This window comes from Streptomyces sp. NPDC021093, assembly GCF_044333135.1.
Classification (GTDB): domain Bacteria; phylum Actinomycetota; class Actinomycetes; order Streptomycetales; family Streptomycetaceae; genus Streptomyces.
In genome coordinates this window covers 289,976-311,267 of the sequence record NZ_JBIRQJ010000005.1, presented here as the reverse complement: position 1 = coordinate 311,267, position 21,292 = coordinate 289,976, and the positions used below count along the sequence as shown (strand labels likewise).

Genomic DNA, 21,292 nt, shown 5'->3' with positions numbered 1-21,292 from the left:
CCCACTATCCCTCACGGCCTTCGGCGTCCCCGAGGCGGTTGGCGGTGTGCACGGCGCGCAGTACCGCGGCCGCCTTGTTGCGGCACTCGGTGTCCTCGGCGACGGGGTCGGAGTCGGCGACGACACCCGCCCCGGCCTGTACGTACGCCGTGCCGTCCCGCAGCAGCGCGGTCCGGATGGCGATGGCGGTGTCGGAGTCCCCGGCGAAGTCGAGGTAGCCGACGCAGCCGCCGTAGAGCCCGCGCCTGGTCGGCTCCAGCTCCTCGATGATCTGCATCGCCCGCGGCTTGGGCGCCCCGGAGAGGGTGCCCGCCGGGAAGCAGGCGGTCAGGACGTCGAAGGCGGTACGGCCCCTGGCGACCTGCCCGGTCACCGTCGACACGATGTGCATGACGTGCGAGTACTTCTCGACCGACATGAAGTCGACGACCTCGACGGACCCCGGCTCGCAGACCCGTCCGAGGTCGTTGCGGCCCAGGTCGACGAGCATCAGGTGCTCGGCGCGCTCCTTGGGGTCGGCCATCAGCTCGTCGGCGAGCTGCTGGTCCTCCTGCGGGGTGGCGCCGCGGTGCCTGGTCCCGGCGATGGGGTGCACCATGGCGCGCCCGTCCTCGACCTTGACGAGGGCCTCCGGGCTGGACCCGACCACGTCGAACCCGTCGAAGCGGAAGAGGTACATGTACGGGGACGGATTCGTCGCCCGCAGCACCCGGTAGACGTCCAACGCGCTTGCGCTGCACGGGGTTTCGAAGCGCTGGGAGGGCACGACCTGGAAGGCCTCCCCGGCCCTGATGCGCTCCTTGATGTCCTCGACGGCGGCCTGGTACTGCTGCCCGCCCCACTGCTCGGTGTAGACGGGCACCTCGGACCGGGGCAGGGCGGCGGGGGCTGTCGGTACGGCGCGCGAGAGGTCGGCCTCCATCGCGTCGAGCCGGGCCACGGCGTCCGCGTACGCCTCGTCCACACCGGTGTCGAGGTCGTTGTGGTTGATCGCGTTGGCGATCAGCAGGACGGTGCCGTGCCGGTGGTCGAGCACGGCGAGGTCCGAGGTCAGCAGCATGGTCAGCTCGGGCAGCAGGAGATCGTCGCTGCCGTGCTCGCCGATCTTCTCCAGCCTGCGCACGATGTCGTACCCGAGGTAGCCGACCATGCCGCCGGTGAAGGGCGGAAGGTCCCCGGCCAGGTCGCGCGGGGTGTGCAGCTCCTCCACCGTGGCCCGCAGCGCGTCGAGCGGATCGCCTTCCGTCGGTACGCCGACGGGGGGCGTGCCGATCCAGTGGGCGCGGCCGTCGCGGGCCGTGAGGGTGGCGGCGCTGCGGACGCCGACGAAGGAGTAGCGGGACCAGGAGCGGCCGTTCTCGGCGGACTCCAGGAGGAAGGTCCCGGGGCGCTCGGCCGCGAGCTTGCGGTAGAGCCCGACGGGGGTGTCGCCGTCCGCCAGGAGCCGACGGCTGACGGGGATGACGCGGCGGTCGGCCGCAAGCTTGCGGAAGGTCTCCAGATCCATGGCCGCTGACCCTACTTGCCGTCGGTGCGGGGAAGACCGAGGGGGAGGACATCGGCGTCGAAGCAGGTGCGCTCGCCGGTGTGGCAGGCGGCCCCGGTCTGGTCGACCTTGACGAGGATCGTGTCGCCGTCGCAGTCCAGCGCCACGCTCTTCACCGCCTGCACGTGCCCGGAGGTGTCCCCCTTCACCCAGTACTCGCCGCGGCTGCGCGACCAGTAGGTGCAGCGCCCGGTGGTCAGCGTCCGGTGCAGGGCCTCGTCGTCCATCCAGCCGAGCATGAGCACCTCGCCGGTGTCGTACTGCTGGGCGATCGCGGGGACCAGTCCGTCCGCGGTGCGCTTGAGGCGGGCGGCGAGGGCAGGACCGAGGGGGCTCTGGGGTACCGGGGGTACGGGCGTACTCATGGTGCAATTGTGCCGCTTCCGCAGCGGTCCGTGACCGGACGTCCACTGTGCGGACGCCCCGCCGTCGCCGTACGCTGGCGGACATGTCGACCCATGCCAAGCGTGAACGGCTTCTCCTCGCCGACCTGTTGGAGGCCGCGGGCCCCGACGCCCCGACCCTGTGCGAGGGCTGGAACGCCCGGGACCTCGCGGCCCACGTCGTGGTGCGCGAGCGCCGCTCGGACGCGGCGGCGGGGCTCGTGGTGCCCGCTCTGCGGAGCCGGCTGGAGCGGGTCACGTCCGAGTTCGCCTCGAAGCCGTACGAGGAACTGGTCCAGCTCATCCGCACCGGCCCGCCGCGGCGCTCGCTGTACGCGCTGAAGCAGGTGGACGAGGCGGCGAACACGGTGGAGTTCTACGTCCACGCCGAGGACGTGCGCCGCGCACAGCCCCAGTGGACGCCGCGCGAGCTCGACCCGGTGTTCGCGGACGCGCTGTGGACGCGCCTGGAGAAGATGTCCCGCGTCCTGGGCCGCAGGTCCCCGGTCGGGCTGGTACTGCGCCGGCCCGACGGACAGACGGCGGTGGCACACCGGGGAGCGCCGGTGGTGACGGTCACCGGCGAACCCGGCGAGCTGACCCTCTTCGTCTTCGGGCGCCAGGAGGCGGCGAAGGTGGAGCTGGACGGCGACAAGGAGACGGTGGCGCGGCTCTACGAGGCGAAGCTGGGGATCTAGGCGCCATCTCCAGCCCGTCCGGCGTTTGAGGACGCGCGGCGAAGCCGGGCACCGGGTGGAGGCGGGCGCGTGCGGTCGTGGAGGGGTGCGCTCCGCGTGGGGGCCGCCCCCTTGCCCACCCGTTCCGCCCCCGGGGGGCGGCCCCGCTGCCCAAGGGGGCTAGGTACCGGTGTCGGTCGCGGTCGGCAGTTCCGCGCCCCGGACCTCGCGGTACGTCACCCCCACCAGCGCCGCCAGCATGCACAGCGCCCCGCAGCCGAGGAACACCGGGGCGACGCCCCACGCCCCGACCGCCAGGCCCACCAGCGGGTAGGCCAGGGGGGCGATCCCCAGGCTGACCAGGGAGGTCAGGGAGGAGACCCGGCCCAGGTAGGCCGGTGCGGTGGCCGTCTGCACCAGTCCCGCCGTCAGCCCCCCGCTCATCGCCACGAGCGCCCCCATCGGCACCGCCACCAGCACCGCCCAGACGAGCTCCGGCACCGTTCCTAGCGCGCAGGCCAGTACCGATCCGCCGGTCAGTGCCAGCAGCCGGACGCGGCCCGCGTGCGGCACCCGTCCCAGGACCGTGAGCAGCAGTGCGCTGCCCGCCGCCCCCGCGCTGAAGGCGCCGACGATCCAGGTGATGCCCGTGGCGCCCCAGCCCCGCTCGGAGGAGAGCAGGACGACGCCGACGTTGATGAGGGGGACGCCGCCCAGTTCGAAGAGGATGTTGGAGAGGATGAGCGGCCCGACGAGCCGGTGCCGCCGGACGTAGCCGAACCCGTCCGTCAAGTCCCGCCAGACGGAACGGGGTTGCCCCGGCTCCACGGCCGCACCCGTACCCCCGCTCCCCTTTCCCTCCGCCTCCCCCTTCGCCGCTTCCTCCTCAGGCAACGGGGCGATCCGCACCGCCACCAGCAGCACCAGCGACACCGCGAACAGCCCGCCCGCCGCCGCGAACGCCGCCGCCGGTCCACCGAGTCCCATCGCGAGTCCGGCGACCGGCGCTCCTACGATGCCGCCGAACCTGTTCGTCAGGGCCTTCATGCCCTGGACCCGTACCAGCTGGTCGGGGTCCGTGATGCGCGGCGGCAGCGCGCCCACCGCGGGCAGGAACATCGCGTCGACCGCTCCGAAGACCAGCGCCACGACCACCAGCAGCCACACGGCGGGGCCGGTCAGCATCAGGGCCGCCGCGATGCCGATGATCACCGCGCAGCGCACCGCGTCCGAGCCGATGACGATCCGGCGCGGGCCGAAGCGGTCGGCGATCACTCCGCCGCCCAGCATCAGCAGTGCCCGGGGCACCGCGCCCGCCGCCAGGATCAGGCCGACCTCGGCCGGGCGGCCCGCCTGGGCCGCCGCCCAGCCGAGCGCCAGGAAGTAGATGCTGTCGCCGACCAGCGAGGCGGCGTACGCGCCGAGCCAGCGCAGGACGTTGCCGTCCCGGTGAGCGGGCCTGCCCGGCGTCACCGGGCCCGGAGCACCAGCGGCGGGCCCCTCCCCCGCACCCGAAGCACCGGCCGTACCGGCCCCGCCCGCCCCGTCCGCCGGGTCCACACGTGATTCAGTCATCGCTGCAAGACCTCTCAGGGACGGAACGGGAAGCCGAAGATCTGGACGGAGACCTGCTCGCGTCCCTCCGTGTCACCTGCCGCCTCGGCGGCAAGCCCGCGCTCCCGGTAGGAGACGATCAACTCACGTATCTCGTCCGAGAGTTGCTGGAACTCCGTCGCGGTGAGCCGGGGCATGTACTCCCAGTTGAAGGCCGCGTCCCCCCACTCCCTGCCCCAGCTGGCGCTGTGCCCGAGGTAGGTGTCGTAGCGCTGCTGCCGGGACCGCAGGAGCTGCCGGGTGACCTCGCCGACGACGGCCACGCTCTCCGGCTCGTCGCCGAAGTCGGAGTTGCGGAATGTGAATCCGCGCTCGACCCGCCACCAGCGTTCCCGGGCGTCCGTGCTCTCCCCGGGGGCCTCCACGATGAAGCCGTGCGCGGCCATCTTCCGCAGGTGGTAACTGACCAGCGAGACCGCCTCGTCGACCTCGTCGGCAAGGTGCGAGGCTGTGGCGGCACCCCCCGTGAACAGGGCGCGGTAGAGGTCGATGCGCAGGGGGTGGGTGAAGACCTTGAGGGCGTCGAGGTCGGTGATGCGCCGGGGCTCGCGCGGACGTTCGGATTCCGGTGCCATGTCCGCACAGTAAGGAGGGAAAGGAAAGTTGCGCAATATTCTTTGCGCAACTTTCCTCGCGCAACTCACTTCTCCGGCAAGGGACTTGGCGGCCGGTCGCCCGGTCCGCTACCAGCGCACGGGCAGCTCGCGCACTCCCCTGATCAGCAGCCCCGGGATCCACGGCCCGGCGTCCGGGGAGCCGTCGGCCGCGAGGTCAGGGAAGCGTTCCAGCAGCGTACGCAGCGCGATACGGCCCTCCAGCCGGGCCAGCGGGGCACCCAGGCAGTAGTGCAGCCCGTGCCCGAAGGCGATGTGGCCGCGGGCGTCGCGCCGGATGTCGAACCGGGCGGGCTCGTCGAAGCGCGTGCCGTCGCGGTCGGCGTCGGCCATGACGATCACCACCGAGGAACCGGCCGGGATGTGCGCGCCGCCGAACTCGATGTCCTCGCGGGCGATGCGCGGCGTCGAGCCCTCCACGGGGCCGTCGAAGCGCAGGATCTCCTCCACCGCGCCGTCGATCAGTCCGTCCGGGTCGTCGCGCAGCAGGGCGAGTTGGTCCGGGTGGTTGAAGAGCGCCCGCAGCCCGTTGCCGATCAGGTTCACCGTCGTCTCGTGCCCGGCGACGATCAGCAGGAAGGCCATGGAGAGGAGTTCGTCCTCGCTGAGCCGGTCGCCCGCCTCGTCGGCGGTGTGGATCATCGCACTGAGCAGGTCCTCGCCCGGGGCCTTGCGTTTGGCCTGGATGAGCCCGGTCAGATACGGCATGGCGGCGCCGTACGCGGCCGCCTCGGCCTCCGGACTCGTGGGCGACACCACCTCGTTGGACCAGCCGCGGAAGGACTCCCGGTCCAGGTCGGGCACCCCGAGCAGATCGCAGATGACGGTCATCGGGAGCGGGAAGGCGAGCGCGTCGATCACGTCGGCGGTGCGTGCGCCGTCCGCCTCCATCGCGTCGATCAGGGCGTCGGTGACCTGCTGCACGCGCGGCGCCAGCGCCTCGATCCGGCGCGGCGTGAATTCACGGGCCACGAGTCGGCGCAGCCGGGTGTGGTCCGGCGGGTCGCTCAGCAGGACGTGGGCGTTGCCTGGCCCGTGGGCGTACGCGGGCAGCTGCGGCGCGAGATGCCCGTACGTACGCCAGTCACGGCTGAACCGGGGGTCGACGTACGCGGCGCGGCACTCCTCGTGCCCGACGACGATCCACAGGTCCTCGCCCTCCGGGGTCAGCACCCGGTGCACGGGGCCCTGTTCACGGAGCGCGGCGTAGACGGGGTAGGGGTTGGCGACGAAGTCGGGACTGAGTTGCAGGAGTTCGACGGCCGGCTTGGGTGATGACATGACGGTTCCCCCTCGGACAAGGCATTTCCGAGGGGGAACGCTAGCCTTCGGCGATCTTCAGCCACAGCCTGTTTCGCGACAGGCGTACGAAAGCATCACGATCAGCGCACCGGGTGTCCTGCCGTCCTGAGCGTCGACTTGACCTCGGAGATCCGCAGGTCGCCGAAGTGGAAGACGGAGGCCGCGAGGACGGCGTCCGCGCCCGCGTCGACGGCCGGGGCGAAGTGCTCCAGGCTGCCCGCGCCGCCGCTGGCGATGACCGGGACCGTGACGTGCTGGCGTACGGCCGCGATCATCTCGGTGTCGTAGCCGTCCTTGGTGCCGTCGGCGTCCATCGAGTTGAGCAGGATCTCGCCCGCGCCCAGCTCGGCTGCCCGGTGCGCCCACTCGACGGCGTCGATGCCCGCGGAGCGCCGGCCGCCGTGCGTGGTGACCTCGAAGGAGCCCGAGTCGATGCGGCGCGCGTCGACCGACAGGACGAGCACCTGTCGGCCGAAGCGTTCGGCGATCTCGCGGATGAGGTCGGGGCGGGCGATGGCGGCCGTGTTCACGCCCACCTTGTCCGCCCCGGCGCGCAGCAGCTTGTCGACGTCCTCGGCGGTGCGGACGCCGCCGCCGACGGTGAGCGGGATGAAGACCTGCTCGGCGGTGCGGCGCACCACGTCGTAGGTCGTCTCGCGGTCGCCGGACGAGGCGGTGATGTCGAGGAAGGTCAGCTCGTCGGCGCCCTCGGCGTCGTACAGCTTGGCCATCTCGACGGGGTCGCCCGCGTCGCGCAGGTTCTGGAAGTTGACGCCCTTGACGACACGGCCGTCCGTGACGTCCAGGCAGGGGATGACCCGTACGGAGAGCGTCACTTCGCGCCTCCGCGGTACGCCTCGACCTCTACCTCGACGACCAGCGAGGGGTCGACGAAGCCGGAGACGATCAGCATGGAGGCGACCGGGCGGACCTCGTCGAAGAGCTCCTTGTGGGCGCGGCCCACGTCGTCGACGTCGCGCGCGTGCGTGAGGTACATCCGGGTGCGGACGACGTCGGCACGGCTCAGGCCGAGTTCCTTCAGCGCCTTCTCCGCGACGCCGAAGGCGGTCACGGTCTGCTCGTACGGGGTGCCCGCGTCGATGACGCCGTCCACCACGGACGTACAACCGGCCACCAGGACAAGGCCGCCCGGGAGTTCGACGGCGCGGGCGTACCCGAACTGCTCCTCCCAGGGAGCGCCGGTCTGCACCTTGCGCACGGACTCACTCATCGGGAGACCGCCTCCAGCGCCTCTTCCAGGGTGAACGCCTTCGCGTACAGCGCCTTGCCGACGATCGCGCCTTCGACGCCGTCCGGCACCAGGGCGGCGATCGCCCGCAGGTCGTCGAGCGAGGAGACGCCGCCGGAGGCCACGACGGGCCTGTCGGTGGCGGCGCAGACGTTCTTCAGGAGCTCCAGGTTGGGGCCCTGGAGGGTGCCGTCCTTGGCGATGTCGGTGACGACGTACCGGGCACAGCCCTCGGAGTCGAGGCGGGCCAGGGTCTCGTACAGGTCGCCGCCGTCGCGGGTCCAGCCACGGCCGCGCAGCGTGGTGCCGCGCACGTCCAGGCCGACCGCGATCTTGTCGCCGTACTGGGAGATGACCTTGGCGACCCACTCGGGGGTCTCCAGCGCCGCGGTGCCGAGGTTGACCCGCCTGCAGCCGGTGGCGAGGGCCGCCTCCAGCGAGGCGTCGTCGCGGATGCCGCCGGAGAGCTCGACCTTGATGTCCATGGCGGCGGCGACCTCGGCGATCAGCTTCCGGTTGTCACCGGTGCCGAACGCGGCGTCCAGGTCGACCAGGTGCAGCCACTCGGCGCCCGACTTCTGCCAGGCGAGGGCCGCCTCCAGCGGGGAGCCGTACGAGGTCTCGGAGCCGGACTCGCCGTGCACGAGGCGGACGGCCTGGCCGTCGCGGACGTCGACGGCGGGCAGCAGTTCAAGCTTGTGCATCAGAGGGTTCCGATCCAGTTGGTGAGCAGCTGGGCTCCGGCGTCGCCGGACTTCTCGGGGTGGAACTGGGTCGCCCACAGTGCCCGGTTCTCGACGGCCGCCACGAAGGGCTCGCCGTGCGTGGCCCAGCTGACGCGCGGGGCACGGATGGCGGGGTTGGTGACTTCGAGCGTCCAGTCGTGGACGGCGTACGAGTGCACGAAGTAGAAGCGCTCGTCGGCGTCCAGGCCCGCGAACAGCTCCGAGTCCCGGGCCGCCTCGACGGTGTTCCAGCCCATGTGCGGGACGACGTCGGCCTTGAGCGGTGCGACCTCGCCCGGCCACTCGTCGAGCCCCTCGGTCTCCACGCCGTGCTCGATGCCGCGCTCGAAGAGGATCTGCATGCCGACGCAGATGCCGAGCACCGGGCGCCCGCCGGAGAGCCGGCGGCCCACGATCCAGTCGCCGCGCGCCTCGCGCAGCCCCTTCATGCAGGCCGAGAACGCGCCGACGCCGGGCACGAGCAGCCCGTCCGCGTTCATCGCGGTGTCGTAGTCACGGGTGATCTCGACGTCCGCGCCGACCCGGGCGAGCGCCCGCTCGGCGGAGCGGACGTTGCCGAAGCCGTAGTCGAAGACGACGACCTTCTTCGTGTTCGTCATTCCCAGAGTCCCTGAATACGCATGACGCCCGCGGCGAGGCACATCGCGGAGCTGAGGCCGAGCAGCACGATGACGCCCTTGGGCATCTTCTGCTTGGAGAAGGAGTACATGCCGCCGAGCAGGAAGAGCCCGACGACGATGAGGATGGTGGAAAGGCCATTCATGGGGTTACAGAGCGCCCTTGGTCGACGGGAGGATTCCGGCGGCGCGCGGGTCGCGCTCGGCGGCGTAGCGCAGTGCCCGCGCCAGGGCCTTGAACTGGCACTCCACGATGTGGTGCGCGTTGCGCCCGTACGGCACGTGGATGTGCAGCGCGATCTGCGCCTGCGCGACGAAGGACTCGAAGATGTGCCGGGTCATCGTCGTGTCGTACGCGCCGATCATCGGCGCCATGTTCTCCGGCTCGGTGTGCACGAGGTACGGACGGCCCGAGAGGTCCACGGTGACCTGGGCGAGGGACTCGTCCAGCGGGACGGTGCAGTTGCCGAAGCGGTAGATCCCCACCTTGTCGCCGAGCGCCTGCTTGAAGGCGGCGCCGAGCGCCAGCGCGGTGTCCTCGATGGTGTGGTGGGTGTCGATGTGCAGGTCGCCGTCCGTCTTGACCGTGAGGTCGAAGAGGCCGTGCCGGCCGAGCTGGTCGAGCATGTGGTCGTAGAAGCCCACGCCCGTCGCGACGTCGACCTTGCCGGTGCCGTCGAGGTCGATCTCGACGACGACGGAGGTCTCCTTGGTGGTGCGTTCCACGCGTCCGACGCGGCTCATCTGCTCTGCTCCTTCTTGAGGGCGCGTACCGCTTCCAGGAACGCGTCGTTCTCGTCGGGGGTGCCTGCCGTGACCCGCAGCCAGCCCGGTACGCCGTTGTCCCGGACCAGGACGCCCCGGTCGAGGATCTGCTGCCACACGGCGTGCGCGTCGTCGAAGCGGCCGAACTGGACGAAGTTGGCGTCCGAGTCGGTGACCTCGTGGCCGAGGGCGCGCAGCTCGGCGACCAGGCGGTCGCGCTCGGCCTTCAGCTGTTCGACGTATCCGAGCAGGGTATCGGTGTGCTCCAGCGCGGCGAGAGCGGTGGCCTGGGTGACCGAGGACAGGTGGTACGGCAGGCGCACCAGCTGGACGGCGTCGACCACGGCCGGGTCGGCGGCGAGGTAGCCCAGCCGCAGCCCGGCCGCGCCGAAGGCCTTGGACATGGTGCGGGAGAGCACCAGGTTCGGACGGCCCTCGATCAGCGGGAGCAGGGAGGCCCGGTGGCTGAACTCGCCGTACGCCTCGTCGACGACGACGAGGGAGGGCCTGGCGGCCTGGGCCGCCTCGTACAGCGCGAGAACCGTCTCGGCCTCGACGGCGGTGCCGGTGGGGTTGTTGGGGGAGGTGATGAAGACGACGTCGGGCTGCTGCTCGGCGATGGCCTTCGTAGCGGCCTCGACGTCGATGGTGAAGTCGTCGTTGCGGGGTCCGGAGATCCACCCGGTCCCGGTGCCGCGCGAGATGAGCGCGTGCATCGAGTACGACGGCTCGAAGCCGATGGCGGTACGTCCGGGGCCGCCGAAGGCCTGCAGGAGCTGCTGGAGGATCTCGTTGGAGCCGTTGGCGGCCCAGAGGTTCTTGACGGTGACGTCGTACCCGGCGGTCTTCGTCAGGTACTTGGCCAGTTCCGTACGCAGCTCGATCGCGTCCCGGTCGGGGTAGCGGTTGAGGCTGCGGGCGGCCTCGCGGACGCGCTCGGCGATCCGGTCGACCAGGGCCTCGGGCAGCGGATACGGGTTCTCGTTGGTGTTCAGCCGGACGGGGACGTCCAACTGGGGGGCGCCGTAAGGGGACTTGCCGCGCAGCTCGTCGCGGATGGGGAGGTCGTCGATGTTCGTCACTTCTTCGGGACCTTCCAGCCGAACCTTGCCTTGATCGCCGCACCGTGCGCCGGGAGGTCCTCCGCCTCGGCGAGCGTCACCACGTGGTGCGCGACGTCCGCGAGGGCCTCGCGGGAGTAGTCCACGACGTGGATGCCGCGCAGGAAGGACTGGACGGAGAGGCCCGAGGAGTGGCAGGCGCAGCCGCCGGTGGGCAGGACGTGGTTGGAGCCGGCGCAGTAGTCGCCGAGCGACACCGGGGCGTACGCGCCGACGAAGATCGCGCCCGCATTGCGGACCCGGTCGGCGACGGCGGCGGCGTCGGCGGTCTGGATCTCCAGGTGCTCGGCGCCGTACGCGTCGACGACCTTGAGGCCGTCCTCCAGCGAGTCCACCAGGACGAGCGCGGACTGCCGCCCGGCCAGCGCCGGGGCGATCCGGTCGTCCTTGTGCTTGCTGGCGTCCACCTGCGGGACGAGCTCCCGCTCGACGGCGTCGGCCAGTGCGGCGGAATCCGTCACCAGGACGGCGGCGGCGAGCGGGTCGTGCTCGGCCTGGCTGATCAGGTCGGCGGCGACGTGCACCGGGTCGGCGGTGTCGTCGGCGAGGACGGCGATCTCGGTCGGACCGGCCTCGGTGTCGATGCCGATGCGGCCGGTGAAGTACCGCTTGGCGGCGGCGACCCAGATGTTGCCGGGGCCGGTCACCATGTTGGCGGGCGGGCAGGACTCGGTGCCGTACGCGAACATCGCGACGGCCTGGGCGCCTCCGGCCGCGTACACCTCGTCGACGCCGAGGAGTGCGCAGGCGGCGAGGATCGTGGGGTGCGGGAGGCCGTCGAAGTCGGCCTGCGGCGGGGAGGACAGCGCGATCGACTCGACGCCCGCCTCCTGGGCCGGGACCACGTTCATGATCACGGACGACGGGTAGACGGACAGCCCGCCGGGCGCGTAGAGGCCGACGCGGTCGACCGGCACCCACTTCTCGGTGACCGTGCCGCCGGGCACGACCTGGGTGGTGCGGGTGGCACGGCGCTGCTCGCGGTGGACCAGCCTGGCCCGCCGGATGGACTCCTCCAGGGCGGCCCTGACCTCGGGGTCGAGCTTCGCCAGCGCGTCGGCGAGCGCCTGGGCGGGAACCCGGACCTCGCGCAGCTCGACGCCGTCGAACCTCTTCGCGTACTCGATCAGCGCCGCGTCGCCACGATGATGCACGTCCTCGCAGATCGGCCGCACCTTGTCCAGGGCGGCCGTCACGTCGAAGTCGGCTCGGGGCAGCAGGTCGCGCAGAGCCGCGCCCTCGGGGAGGGCACCGCCGCGCAGATCGATTCGTGAGATCACAGGACCAATTCTCTCAGACCTCTTCCGGCCACCGGTCGCCCGTATCACCGACTGATACAGGCCACGGTGGTCCCGTGTGTCACTGGTGACCACTAGCGTTCAGATCCTCACGCACAGGATCGATGGGGAGGGGGCGCGAGTGACCGAGGCGCAGCAGGATCCGGAGGCGCCCGACTGGCTCAGCGCGGCGGAGCTGGGCATGTGGCAGGCCTTCCGCAACGGCAGCACCTACGACCTGCGGGTGCACGAACCGCTGGGCGACGACCCGATGACCGGCCGCCCCTGGGGGCCCGAGCGCACCGTCCGCGCCAGGGTGGTGGCGCTGCTGCTGCTCAGCGGACCCGACGCGCGGCCCGGCCGGGTGGCCGCGCTCAAGCTGAGCGGGCTGCAGATCACCGGGGCGCTCGACCTGTCCGGCGGGACGGTCGCCCCGTACGTCGAAATGAACAACTGCCGCTTCGACAGCGAGATACTCCTGCCCGAGTGCCGGTTCAACACCCTGCGGCTGGTCGGCTGCTCGATCCCCCGGCTCGAAGCGGCCAGGCTGCACACCGAGGGCGATCTGCACCTCCCCCGCTGCCGGATCGCGAAGGGCATGCGTCTGACCGACGCCCAGATCGGCACCGACCTCCTGATCAACCAGATCGTGGTGCACCGGGACCGGCGCGGCCGGTCCATCGCGGCGGACGGGCTCTCGGTGGCGCAGGACCTGCAGGCCGAGCTGATCGAGACGCGCGGCGAGATCAGCCTGCGGGGCGCGAAGATCGGCGTGTCGCTGAGCCTGCGCGGCAGCCGCCTCAGCAACCCGTACGGGCGCCGCGCGCTGAACGCCCCGCAGCTGACCGTCGAGCGGTCGCTGTACCTGACCCCGGCGGGGCTGTCCTCGCATGCGTACGACAACACCACACCCCCGTACGGCCTCGGCCAGGGCCTGGGGAACACGCCCGCCCGGGGGGTGCGCATGCAGCGCTTCGAGTGCCAGGGCGGGCTGCGGCTCGACGACGGGCGGTTCGGCGACGCGGTCGACCTCCAGGACGCGCGGTTCACGATGGAGAACGACCAGGAGCTGTCGCTGCGCCGCATCCAGACCCCCGAGCTGCGGTTCCTCGGCGACCGCCCGGACCGCGGGAAGGTGGTCCTGTCCGGCGCGAAGATCGTCACGCTGGTCGACAAGTCGACGAGCTGGCCCGGTCCCGGCGGCCTCTCGATGGGCGGGTTCGTGTACGAGAACCTGGTCCCGCTCGGCCACTTCCCGCTCGCCCGACGGCTGGAGTGGGTGACGGCCGCCACGCCCGAGTACGCCCCTGAGCCGTACGAGCGCCTGGCCGCCGTCAAACGCAACAGCGGCGAGGACTCCGAGGCCCGCGAGGTGCTGCTCGCCAAGCAGCGGCGCAGGCGGGAGACGCTGCCGCTGGCCGGGAAGGTGTGGGGCGTCGTCCAGGACTGGACGGTGGCGTACGGCTACCGGCCGGGGCGGGCGGCCCTGTGGATGGCGGTGCTGTGGGCCGCGGGCACGCTCGCCTTCTCCCGCTACGACCCCGCCCCCATCAAGGCGGACGAACACCCGCAGTGGAGCGCCCCGCTGTTCGCCCTCGACCTCCTGGTCCCGGTGATCAACCTCGGCCAGGACGGCTACTGGCGGCTGGAGGACGGCTGGCAGTGGGCGTCCGCCTGTCTGATCCTGCTGGGCTGGATCCTCGCCACGACGGTGGCTGCGGGGGCCTCGCGGCTGCTGCGGCGGGGGTGAGGGGCGGGGCGGCCGGGAAGCGGGGCCGCGGGACGGGGCCGTGGGACGGGTTGCGGACATTCACCGCCCCCGCCCACCAACCCCACACCCCCTCCCTCTCCGCCCCTCCTCCACCCGCTTTCTTTACCGTCCCTTGACCGGGGTCAGTACAACCTTCCTGCCGCTACCAAAGCTTCACAGCCCGCCACTGGCACCCCGCTCACCTGCGGATTTCAATGGTTGGACCATGTCATTCCTTCGTGCGCTGCTGAGCTCCGCCCGCCCGGCCCGACGCTCGCCCGAGCCCGGTTCCGGACTGCCGACGGACGATGATCTGCTGCTCGACGCCCCCGACGAGCGGATCGCTCCGGCGCTCGTCGCCGCCGCCCAGGGCACGTACGCACCCGCCTCCGCGCTGCTCGCCGCGACCCGGGAGCGGGCCGAGTGGGAGAACCGCGACCGGTACACGCTCCGGCTGGCCGCGTTCGCGCACCACCGCCAGGACTGGCTCACCGACTGGCTGCTGGCCGCCCCTGGCGACCCGGACGCCCTGCTGGTCAAGGCGGAGCTGGAGGTGCGCAGGGCGCTGGAGTCGCCGTCCCCCGCCGACCGGCTGCGCCCGGCCGGGCCGCTGATCGACGCGGCCGCCGCGGGCTCCCCGTGCGACCCGGTGCCGTGGCGGATCGCGCTGGACCACGCCCGGGGGGCGCTGGCCGCGCACGACACGTTCGAGGCGCTGTGGGGGCAGGCCGTCATGCGCTCCTCGCACCACTACGGCTGCCATGTGGCGGCCCTGAAGTACCTGGCCGCGCAGGGTTCGACGCACCGCGAGTGCTTCGACTTCGCGGAGCAGGCCGCGGAGGACGCCCTGCCGGGCTCGCTGATTCAGGCGCTGCCGGTCCGCGCGGCCTTCGCCCTGCTGCCGGCCACGACGCCGCTCTCCGCCCTCTCTCCTTCCTCCCCCTCCTCCGCCCCTCCCTCCCCTTCCTCCCCTTCGTCGTCGGCCGCGCAGCTGACCGCCCGGATCGACAAGGCCGCCGACCTGGCGATCGCCCTGTCCGCCGAGTACGAGGCGGGCGACCCGTGGGCGGCGGAGGTGCGCAACCTCCTCGCGTACGTGCTGGTCAGCAGGGAGCGGTGGACCGAGGCACTGGAGCAGTTCCGGCTGATCGGCCCGTACGCGACGTCCTTCCCGTGGGCGTCGCCCGCCTCGGGCGCACCGACCGACGACCCGCTCGGCCGGTTCCTCGAACTGCGGTACGCGGCCCAGTCCCGGGCGGCCTCCGGGGCGGCGCCCGAGGCGGGCCGTACGAAGCCGGTGGGGGTCCGTCGGTGGACTCCAGGCCGGAGCAGGTCCGACGGCCATTACGCTTGACCGTTGTGACCACCGTTCGCCTGCCGCTCTTTCCGCTGAACTCGGTACTGTTCCCGGGCCTCGTGCTGCCGTTGAACGTGTTCGAGGAGCGATATCGCGCCATGATGCGCGACCTGCTCAAGTCGGCCGCCGGGGACGGCGGCGCCGACGACGACTCCGACGACGACGATCCGCGCCGGTTCGCCGTCGTCGCGATCCGCGACGGCCACGAGGTGGCCCGTACCGCGACGGGCATGCCCGACGACCCGACGGCGGTGACCGAGCAGGGACCCGCGGCGGGCTTCGGCGCGGACCCCCTCCAGGCGTTCCACCCGGTGGGCTGCGTCGCGGACGCGGCGACGATCCGAGAGCGCGAGGACGGCAGCTTCGAGGTCCTCGCCACCGGTACGAAGCGGGTGCGGCTCCTCTCCGTGGACGCGAGCGGCCCCTACCTGGTGGCCGAGCTCGAAGAACTCGACGAGGAGCCGGGCGACGAGGCGGGCGCCCTCGCCGAAGGTGTCCTGCGCGCCTTCCGCACGTACCAGAAGCGCCTCGCGGGCGCCCGCGAGGCGACCCTCACCACGGCGGCCGACCTCCCCGACGAGCCCTCCGTCGTGTCCTACCTGGTGGCGGCGGCGACGATGCTCGACACTCCGACCCGCCAGCGCCTGCTGCAGGCCCCGGACACGGCCGCCCGCCTCCGCGAGGAACTGACCATCCTCCGCACGGAGACGGCCATCGTCCGCCATCTCCCCTCCATCCCGGCGGAAGCCCTCACCCGCGCACCCACCTGCCCCAACTGACCACAGGAACAGTTACGTTGGCGAAGAAGAAGCAGTCCGCGCAGTCGGGCGGCACCCCTGCGACGGTGGCGCTGACAGCGGCGGGCACGGCCTACACGCTGCACGCGTACGCGCACGACCCGGCGGCACCGTCGTACGGCGAGGAGGCGGCGGAGGCGCTCGGCGTCACCCCGGACCGGGTCTTCAAGACCCTCGTCGCCGACGTCGACGGCACGCTCACGGTGGCGGTGGTCCCGGTGGCGGGCTCCCTCGACCTGAAGGCCCTCGCCTCGGCGGTCGGCGGCAAGCGCGCCACCATGGCGGACCCGGCGGCGGCGGAACGCACGACGGGGTACGTCAGGGGCGGCATCTCCCCCCTCGGCCAGCGCAAGAAGCTCCGTACCGTCCTGGACTCCTCCGCCTCGTCCCACCCCACCATCTGCATCTCGGCGGGGCGCCGGGGCCTGGAGGTCGAGCTGTCCCCCGCGGACCTGGCGGCGCTCACCTCCGCGACGCTCGCCCCGATCGGGCGCACGTAGGGTCTCGACGGGTCCCGTCCCCTCCGCTAGTTTCCACGGTCCGACCGTGAGGCGAGGGGTGTGACGCAATGTCCAAGAAGACCCGCAAACGGAAGTGGCGCGTCAAGAAGAACAAAGCCAACCACGGCAAACGCCCGGCCTGAGGCCCTACGTGTCGACCTGAGCGGGGTCCGCCCCTTCAGGGGCGCGGGGAACTGCGCGACCAGCCACGACGCACCCGCACGATGACCACCGGCCCCGCGGCGAGCGGTTTCGGGAAGGGGTGGGGAGGGGCCGAATCCGCGAAGCGGCCCACCCACCCGCACCTGGCGCAACCCCCGCAGCCCCTGCCTAACCCTGCCGGGGACCGGGATCAGGGCCAGGCCCCGGGCCGGGAGCGTCCTCCGGTCCCCCGGCCGGTGCCGACCCCGCCGGCACCCCGTAATAAGCCCCCCACTCGAACTCCGGCTCCGGATCCCGCACCCCCCAGACCGCCGTGATCCCCAAGTGCACCAGCACCGCCACGAACGGCCACGCCAGCAGCGCCCCCTTCGCCTCCAGCTTCAGCGGGGCGTCGAAGACCACACCCGCCCCCACCGCCTTCGCGTGGGCCACCACGTCCGCCGTCGGCCCGAACCAGCCACCGGCCAGCCAGCCCAGCAACGCCCCCATCAGGGACCCCACCGCCAGCCCGATCACCAGCGGAATCCCGCCGCGCCGGTAGAACCAGAAGGCCAGTGCCGCGCTGACGAACCCGAAGCCGACGGACAGCAGGACAAACGTTCCGTCTGCGCCCGCCGCCTCCTCGCCCTCGGTGTCCTTGAGGAAGACCGCCTTGTCGGTCGAGACGAGCGGAACCTTCGGCGCCAGCCACACCCACAGCAGCCCCAGCAGCAGCCCGGCCACCGCTGTCACCACCAGCACGACCACGGCCCGCCGGATGTCCGTCGCGAGATCGGGTTCGTCCGGTCCTGCGGAGTGGGCGAAGGAGCCGGACCCGTCGCCGTACGCCACGGGCGTCTGCCAGGGGTCGTGGGGAGAGGGCTGGTGAGGCGGTGTCAGAGGAGCAGTCACTCCGACATCGTGCCAGGCCCCGCCGAACCCCGCCTCACCAGCCCTCAGCGCACCGCCGCCCGCCGGTACGCCCACGTGGCCACGGCGAGCGAGACGACACCCACCCCCGCGCACACCCCCAGGTCAAGACCGACCGCCGCCCAGTCCGGATGCGCATCGAAGGTCCTGGCGAAGGCCTCCACCCCGTACGTCGACGGCAGCAGGTCCCTCGCGTACGAGATGACCGCCGGCATCCGCTCGGCCGGCAGCACCCCGAGCAGCAGCGCCGCCGACATGCCCAACTGGCCGAGCAGCGTGGCGAGTTCGGGACGCGGGGCGAGCAGCCCGAGCGCCGCCCCGAGTCCGGCCAGGGCCGCGCCCGCCAGCGGGATCACCGCCACCAGCACCCACAGGTGCCCCATCGGCAGCCCGAAGAGCACACACCCGATGCCCGCCGTGACGAGCGTCCCCGGCACGGTGAAGGACGCGTACGCGGCGGCGGCGCCCAGCACCACCGACGCGGGCGGCACCGGCAGCGTCGCGTAGTGGTCGAGCCCGCCGCTCGCCCGCAGCTGCCCGAAGTACTGGGCCAGCAGGTTCAGCGCGACGAACGCCACGACCAGCACGCTCGACCCGGCGACCACGGCCCGTGCCTCGCCGCCGCCGTCCACGACGCCGCGCATCAGGATCATGATCCCGACGGACTGGAAGGTCGCGACGAAGAGCAGCGGAATGCGCGCCACCCTGGCCCGCGAGAGCTGCGCCCGGTACACGGCGGCGAGCGAGGGAAGGAACCGCGCGGCGGGCGCGAGCTCCGCCGCACCCGCCGCCACCGCCGTACGGGCGGGCGCGGTCGGCACTGCGGCCCCCACTGCCTCGATCGACCCAGCACTCACGCCTTGACCAGCCCTTCCGTACGCCCGCCGCCGAGCGCGAGGTACACGTCCTCCAGGCTCGGGGTGGCCAGCGTGAAGTCGTCGAGGGCGGCGAAGGCCGCGCCTCCCGTGACCGCGGCGACCGCGGCCCGTGCCTCGTCCGGCGCCAGCCTGAGCACCCACCGGCGCCCGGACACCTGCACCCGGTCCCCGGGTCCGCCCCCGGGCGCGCCGCCGAGTTCCCGCAGCGCCGCCACCTCGGGCACGTCGAGCGGCGCCCGTTCCCGCCACACCAGTTCGAGGCGCACCTCGTCGGCGACCTGTGCCTTGAGCCCGGCCGGGGTGTCGCAGGCGATGACGCGCCCGCGCTCCAGCACGGCGACCCGGTCGAGGACGGTCTCCGCCTCGATGACGTTGTGGGTGACCAGCAGGACGGTCGCGCCGCGTTCGGCCCGCCGCCGGTCGACCGCCGACCAGACCGCGCGCCTGGCGACCGGGTCCATGCCGGTGGTGGGCTCGTCGAGGACCAGTACCGGCCGCTCCCCGGCCAGTACGGTCGCGAAGCAGGCCAGCCGCCGCTGCCCGCCGGACAGCTTCTTCAGGGGCTTCCCTGCGATCGGGGTCAGTCCGAGTTCTTCGAGTACGTCGTCCCGCTCGGCCCGCGCCTGCTTCAGCGGCAGTCCGCGCAGCCGGCCGGTCGTCTCCACGGCCAGCGACACGGTCAGCTCGTCGAGAGCACTGCTCTCCTGCCCGAGGTAGGCCAGCAGGCGGGAGGCCCGCTCCGGGTGGCGCACGAGGTCGTGACCGAGGACGTCGACGGTGCCCTCGTCGGGCCGCATCAGACCGGTCAGCTGTCGTACGAGGGTGGTCTTGCCCGCGCCGTTGGGGCCGAGGAGGCCGAAGATCTCGCCGCGCCGCACGGTGAGCGAGATGCCGTCGCTGGCCCTGACCTCCGGCACGGCGGGCGCACCGCGCCGGGCGCGGGCCGCGGGGTACACCTTGACCAGCCCGTCGACCGCGCACACGACAGCCCTGTCGTGCGGTTCCCGACCCGTGTCCGTGGTGTCCGCTGTGCCCGTACTCACGAGCCACGAGCCTACGTGGTCCCCGGCCCGTCGAAAGCCGCCGGGGTCCACGTCCGCGGCGCCGCGCCGGGCCCCGCGTCGGCCCCCGGGTCAAGCCCCACGTCAGGCCCTGTGCGGACGCTGTGCCGGGCCTTGCGCGCGCCCCGCCAGGACCGCTCCTACTCCGCCACCGTCGCGTGCTCGGCGGCCGCCCGTACGTCGATCTCGCGCCAGAAGCCCGCCCGGATCGCGTACCGGTCGTGCTCGTCGATCTGGTCGTCCTTGTGCGCGAGGAGACCGAACCTGGCCGCGTACCGCAGCAGCTCGCCGTCGATGCGGTGCGGGATGCGCGGGTACATCGTGGACAGCTTCTGGGTGTGGACGGGCTCCGGGAGGCGTTCCATCCAGCGGCGGGCGAAGACCTGGCCCACCTCGAAGGGGTCGCCGCCGACCGTGGTGATGTCCTCCTCGCGGTCCGCCCAGCGCTGCTCGGCGCTGGTGAGCTGGGCGAGGGTGGGCAGCGACGCGGTCTCCGGGGGTTCACCCAGCGTTCCGCTGCCCGGCCGCTCCACCCAGCCCTTGTCGGACGACCAGCGCAGGGTGGCACTGCCGGCCGGGGGGTGCGGGGCGTGCTGCGGGTGCTGGGCGGGCTGGATGCCGGGGCCGCGCAGCCCGGCCAGGTCCTTCGGGGTGGGAACGCCCTTGGCCGCCGCGGCGGCGGGCGCCTCCGCGCCGTTCGGGGCGGGGGCCTGGGGGGTGCCGGTGCCGTTGCGGGCGGCTTCCGAGCGCTGTGCCTCGACCCGCGCCTGTGCCTCGACGCGGGCCTGTGCCTCGACCCGGGCCTGCGCCTCCGCCTGGGCGGCGAGCGCGGACTCGGGCAGCGGCGCGGACAGGATGGCGGCGATCTCGGGGCGCGGCACCGGCGGCGGGGCGCACACACCGCCGTACTCCTTGGCCCGTACCGCCCGGGTGATCCACGCCCGGTCCAGGACGCGGCGCTCGTCGGCCTCCGCGACCAGGTCCTCGGACTGGTTGTAATCGCCGTCGGCGGCCTGCACCGCCCACAGGTGGACCGCGACGCCGTGCTCCTTGGCGGACATCAGTCCGGGTAGCAGATCACCGTCACCGGTGACCAGAACAATGTCGGAGCAGGCGCGATTTCTGGCCAGCTCGGTGAGTTCCGCATGCATGGCCGCATCCACACCCTTCTGCGCCCAGCGGCCGTCGCTGCGGGTCAGGGCCCCCAGTCGTACGGTCACCCGGGGCATGACGCGCAGCCGCCGGTGTTCCGGCTGCGGTACGCGGTCGGGGGCGCCGTCGAACCAGTAGATGCGCAGCAGCGGCTGCTGCGTATCGGCCTCGGCCCGTTCCCGCAGGCCCTGGATGAGGGCGGCATGGTCGACGGTGATGCGCGAGCGGGCCGGCTCCCCGGCCAGCAGACTCGCGGCGGCGCCCAGCAGATAGCCGGCGTCCACCAGGACGACGCAACGGTCCACGCGTTCCACCCTCTTTCAGGAACCTCGGAAATTGTTCGAAATTGAGTTCTTCGAAAACGCGGAAGAACTCGAAAACAAAGGGCAAGGGTCGAGAGGCATACGGGTTTCTATCGAGTCTGCCCGACCTCACGGGGCTTAACGGCCGGAACTCGATCATCGGCGTGGCGAAGGGTGAAGTTAGCGCGGAAGTTGTGGCCGATTACTCCGCACGGCGCCTGGTTACGTACAGCAATGATCCAAAATGCGCGTTCTGTCCCGCTGTGTGAGTCTGGTCGCGGCCCTGGCACCTAGACCTTTCAGGAGGCATTCCATGGCCAAGAACAAGAACAGCCGCAAGCAGCCCACTCCGCAGGACAAGGCTTCGCAGCAATCCGAGAAGAGCAGTTCCTTCGAGGCTCCGGCCCAGCCCCCCGCGCAGGGCAGCCCGGCCGACGTGGCCCGTAAGCACCAGCGCCGCTTCGGCCACAACTGAGCACGACCGGTTCCACTGGTTTCACTGGTTCCACATAA

24 protein-coding genes are annotated in these 21,292 nt (G+C 72.3%); 7 read left to right on the top strand and 17 right to left on the bottom strand.

The features are described from left to right. Positions 1 to 4 precede the first annotated feature (4 nt). Together ACH4SP_RS17470 and hisI are read right to left on the bottom strand one after the other, a co-directional pair. Complete coding sequence (locus tag ACH4SP_RS17470; protein WP_398415673.1) at positions 5 to 1,507, bottom strand: anthranilate synthase component I; 1,503 nt, start codon at positions 1,505 to 1,507, stop codon at positions 5 to 7. Between the two features lie 11 nt (positions 1,508 to 1,518). After that, positions 1,519 to 1,911 (bottom strand): phosphoribosyl-AMP cyclohydrolase, encoded by a 393-nt coding sequence (gene hisI / locus ACH4SP_RS17465; RefSeq protein ID WP_398415671.1) that lies wholly within the window; start codon positions 1,909 to 1,911, stop codon positions 1,519 to 1,521. 83 nt (positions 1,912 to 1,994) lie between these two features. Between hisI and ACH4SP_RS17460 the strand changes: the two genes are divergently transcribed. Beyond that, entirely contained in the window at positions 1,995 to 2,627 is a 633-nt protein-coding gene (locus ACH4SP_RS17460) for a TIGR03085 family metal-binding protein (RefSeq protein ID WP_398415668.1), read from the top strand. A 159-nt stretch (positions 2,628 to 2,786) separates the two neighbouring features. Here ACH4SP_RS17460 and ACH4SP_RS17455 read toward each other — a convergent pair whose 3' ends face one another. From ACH4SP_RS17455 to hisD, 11 genes are all read right to left on the bottom strand, one after another. Beyond that, on the bottom strand, positions 2,787 to 4,181 hold the full coding sequence (locus tag ACH4SP_RS17455) for an MFS transporter (RefSeq protein WP_398415666.1): 1,395 nt from the start codon (positions 4,179 to 4,181) through the stop codon (positions 2,787 to 2,789). Between the two features lie 14 nt (positions 4,182 to 4,195). Next, entirely contained in the window at positions 4,196 to 4,795 is a 600-nt protein-coding gene (locus ACH4SP_RS17450) for a winged helix-turn-helix domain-containing protein (RefSeq protein WP_398415664.1), read from the bottom strand. Between the two features lie 108 nt (positions 4,796 to 4,903). After that, positions 4,904 to 6,115, bottom strand: a complete 1,212-nt coding sequence (locus ACH4SP_RS17445; RefSeq protein WP_398415662.1) for a cytochrome P450 — start codon at positions 6,113 to 6,115, stop codon at positions 4,904 to 4,906. A 101-nt stretch (positions 6,116 to 6,216) separates the two neighbouring features. Beyond that, positions 6,217 to 6,972 carry an imidazole glycerol phosphate synthase subunit HisF gene (gene hisF, locus ACH4SP_RS17440; RefSeq protein ID WP_398415660.1) on the bottom strand — a complete coding sequence of 252 codons (756 nt, stop codon included), beginning with the start codon at positions 6,970 to 6,972 and terminating at the stop codon, positions 6,217 to 6,219. Further along, the gene (locus ACH4SP_RS17435) at positions 6,969 to 7,367 is read right to left on the bottom strand and encodes a RidA family protein (RefSeq protein WP_398415659.1); all 399 of its coding nucleotides are present in this window, start codon (positions 7,365 to 7,367) and stop codon (positions 6,969 to 6,971) included. The genes hisF and ACH4SP_RS17435 overlap by 4 nt, the downstream gene beginning before the upstream one ends. After that, positions 7,364 to 8,089: a bifunctional 1-(5-phosphoribosyl)-5-((5-phosphoribosylamino)methylideneamino)imidazole-4-carboxamide isomerase/phosphoribosylanthranilate isomerase PriA gene (gene priA, locus ACH4SP_RS17430; protein ID WP_398415656.1), complete on the bottom strand. Its 726-nt coding sequence runs from the start codon at positions 8,087 to 8,089 to the stop codon at positions 7,364 to 7,366. Before priA ends, ACH4SP_RS17435 begins: the two co-directional genes overlap by 4 nt. Then, positions 8,089 to 8,730, bottom strand: coding sequence for an imidazole glycerol phosphate synthase subunit HisH (gene hisH / locus ACH4SP_RS17425; protein WP_398415654.1), 642 nt, complete (start codon positions 8,728 to 8,730; stop codon positions 8,089 to 8,091). The genes priA and hisH overlap by 1 nt, the downstream gene beginning before the upstream one ends. Next, positions 8,727 to 8,894 carry a hypothetical protein gene (locus ACH4SP_RS17420; RefSeq protein ID WP_398415648.1) on the bottom strand — a complete coding sequence of 56 codons (168 nt, stop codon included), beginning with the start codon at positions 8,892 to 8,894 and terminating at the stop codon, positions 8,727 to 8,729. The genes hisH and ACH4SP_RS17420 overlap by 4 nt, the downstream gene beginning before the upstream one ends. Before the next feature lie 4 nt (positions 8,895 to 8,898). Further along, a complete protein-coding gene (hisB, locus tag ACH4SP_RS17415; protein WP_362414881.1) occupies positions 8,899 to 9,492 on the bottom strand; it encodes an imidazoleglycerol-phosphate dehydratase HisB in 594 nt (197 codons plus the stop codon). Beyond that, positions 9,489 to 10,595: a histidinol-phosphate transaminase gene (locus ACH4SP_RS17410; RefSeq protein ID WP_398415646.1), complete on the bottom strand. Its 1,107-nt coding sequence runs from the start codon at positions 10,593 to 10,595 to the stop codon at positions 9,489 to 9,491. Before ACH4SP_RS17410 ends, hisB begins: the two co-directional genes overlap by 4 nt. Then, positions 10,592 to 11,914, bottom strand: coding sequence for a histidinol dehydrogenase (gene hisD, locus ACH4SP_RS17405; RefSeq protein WP_398415643.1), 1,323 nt, complete (start codon positions 11,912 to 11,914; stop codon positions 10,592 to 10,594). Before hisD ends, ACH4SP_RS17410 begins: the two co-directional genes overlap by 4 nt. A gap of 199 nt (positions 11,915 to 12,113) precedes the next feature. Between hisD and ACH4SP_RS17400 the strand changes: the two genes are divergently transcribed. The 5 genes from ACH4SP_RS17400 (at position 12,114) to ACH4SP_RS17380 (ending at position 16,458) form a co-directional block, all read left to right on the top strand. Beyond that, positions 12,114 to 13,661 carry an oxidoreductase gene (locus ACH4SP_RS17400; protein ID WP_398416303.1) on the top strand — a complete coding sequence of 516 codons (1,548 nt, stop codon included), beginning with the start codon at positions 12,114 to 12,116 and terminating at the stop codon, positions 13,659 to 13,661. A gap of 226 nt (positions 13,662 to 13,887) precedes the next feature. Next, complete coding sequence (locus ACH4SP_RS17395) at positions 13,888 to 15,015, top strand: hypothetical protein (protein WP_398415641.1); 1,128 nt, start codon at positions 13,888 to 13,890, stop codon at positions 15,013 to 15,015. Positions 15,016 to 15,020: 5 nt separating this feature from the next. Further along, complete coding sequence (locus tag ACH4SP_RS17390) at positions 15,021 to 15,797, top strand: LON peptidase substrate-binding domain-containing protein (RefSeq protein WP_398415639.1); 777 nt, start codon at positions 15,021 to 15,023, stop codon at positions 15,795 to 15,797. 17 nt (positions 15,798 to 15,814) lie between these two features. Continuing rightward, positions 15,815 to 16,315, top strand: a complete 501-nt coding sequence (ybaK, locus tag ACH4SP_RS17385; protein WP_398415638.1) for a Cys-tRNA(Pro) deacylase — start codon at positions 15,815 to 15,817, stop codon at positions 16,313 to 16,315. Positions 16,316 to 16,383: 68 nt separating this feature from the next. Further along, entirely contained in the window at positions 16,384 to 16,458 is a 75-nt protein-coding gene (locus ACH4SP_RS17380; protein WP_398416302.1) for a 50S ribosomal protein bL37, read from the top strand. Positions 16,459 to 16,645: 187 nt separating this feature from the next. Here the strand turns inward: ACH4SP_RS17380 and ACH4SP_RS17375 are convergent, their stop codons facing one another. The 4 genes from ACH4SP_RS17375 to ACH4SP_RS17360 all read right to left on the bottom strand — a co-directional run bounded on the left by ACH4SP_RS17375 (position 16,646) and on the right by ACH4SP_RS17360 (position 20,791). Continuing rightward, positions 16,646 to 17,368: an ABC transporter permease gene (locus tag ACH4SP_RS17375; RefSeq protein WP_398415636.1), complete on the bottom strand. Its 723-nt coding sequence runs from the start codon at positions 17,366 to 17,368 to the stop codon at positions 16,646 to 16,648. A gap of 44 nt (positions 17,369 to 17,412) precedes the next feature. Further along, positions 17,413 to 18,228 carry an ABC transporter permease gene (locus ACH4SP_RS17370; protein WP_398416299.1) on the bottom strand — a complete coding sequence of 272 codons (816 nt, stop codon included), beginning with the start codon at positions 18,226 to 18,228 and terminating at the stop codon, positions 17,413 to 17,415. A gap of 11 nt (positions 18,229 to 18,239) precedes the next feature. Then, entirely contained in the window at positions 18,240 to 19,307 is a 1,068-nt protein-coding gene (locus ACH4SP_RS17365; protein ID WP_398415634.1) for an ABC transporter ATP-binding protein, read from the bottom strand. 158 nt (positions 19,308 to 19,465) lie between these two features. After that, a complete protein-coding gene (locus ACH4SP_RS17360) occupies positions 19,466 to 20,791 on the bottom strand; it encodes an NYN domain-containing protein (protein WP_398415633.1) in 1,326 nt (441 codons plus the stop codon). Between the two features lie 301 nt (positions 20,792 to 21,092). On the opposite strand from ACH4SP_RS17360, the gene ACH4SP_RS17355 reads away from it, so the two are divergent. Continuing rightward, positions 21,093 to 21,254 (top strand): hypothetical protein, encoded by a 162-nt coding sequence (locus tag ACH4SP_RS17355; RefSeq protein ID WP_398415630.1) that lies wholly within the window; start codon positions 21,093 to 21,095, stop codon positions 21,252 to 21,254. Positions 21,255 to 21,292: the final 38 nt, after the last annotated feature.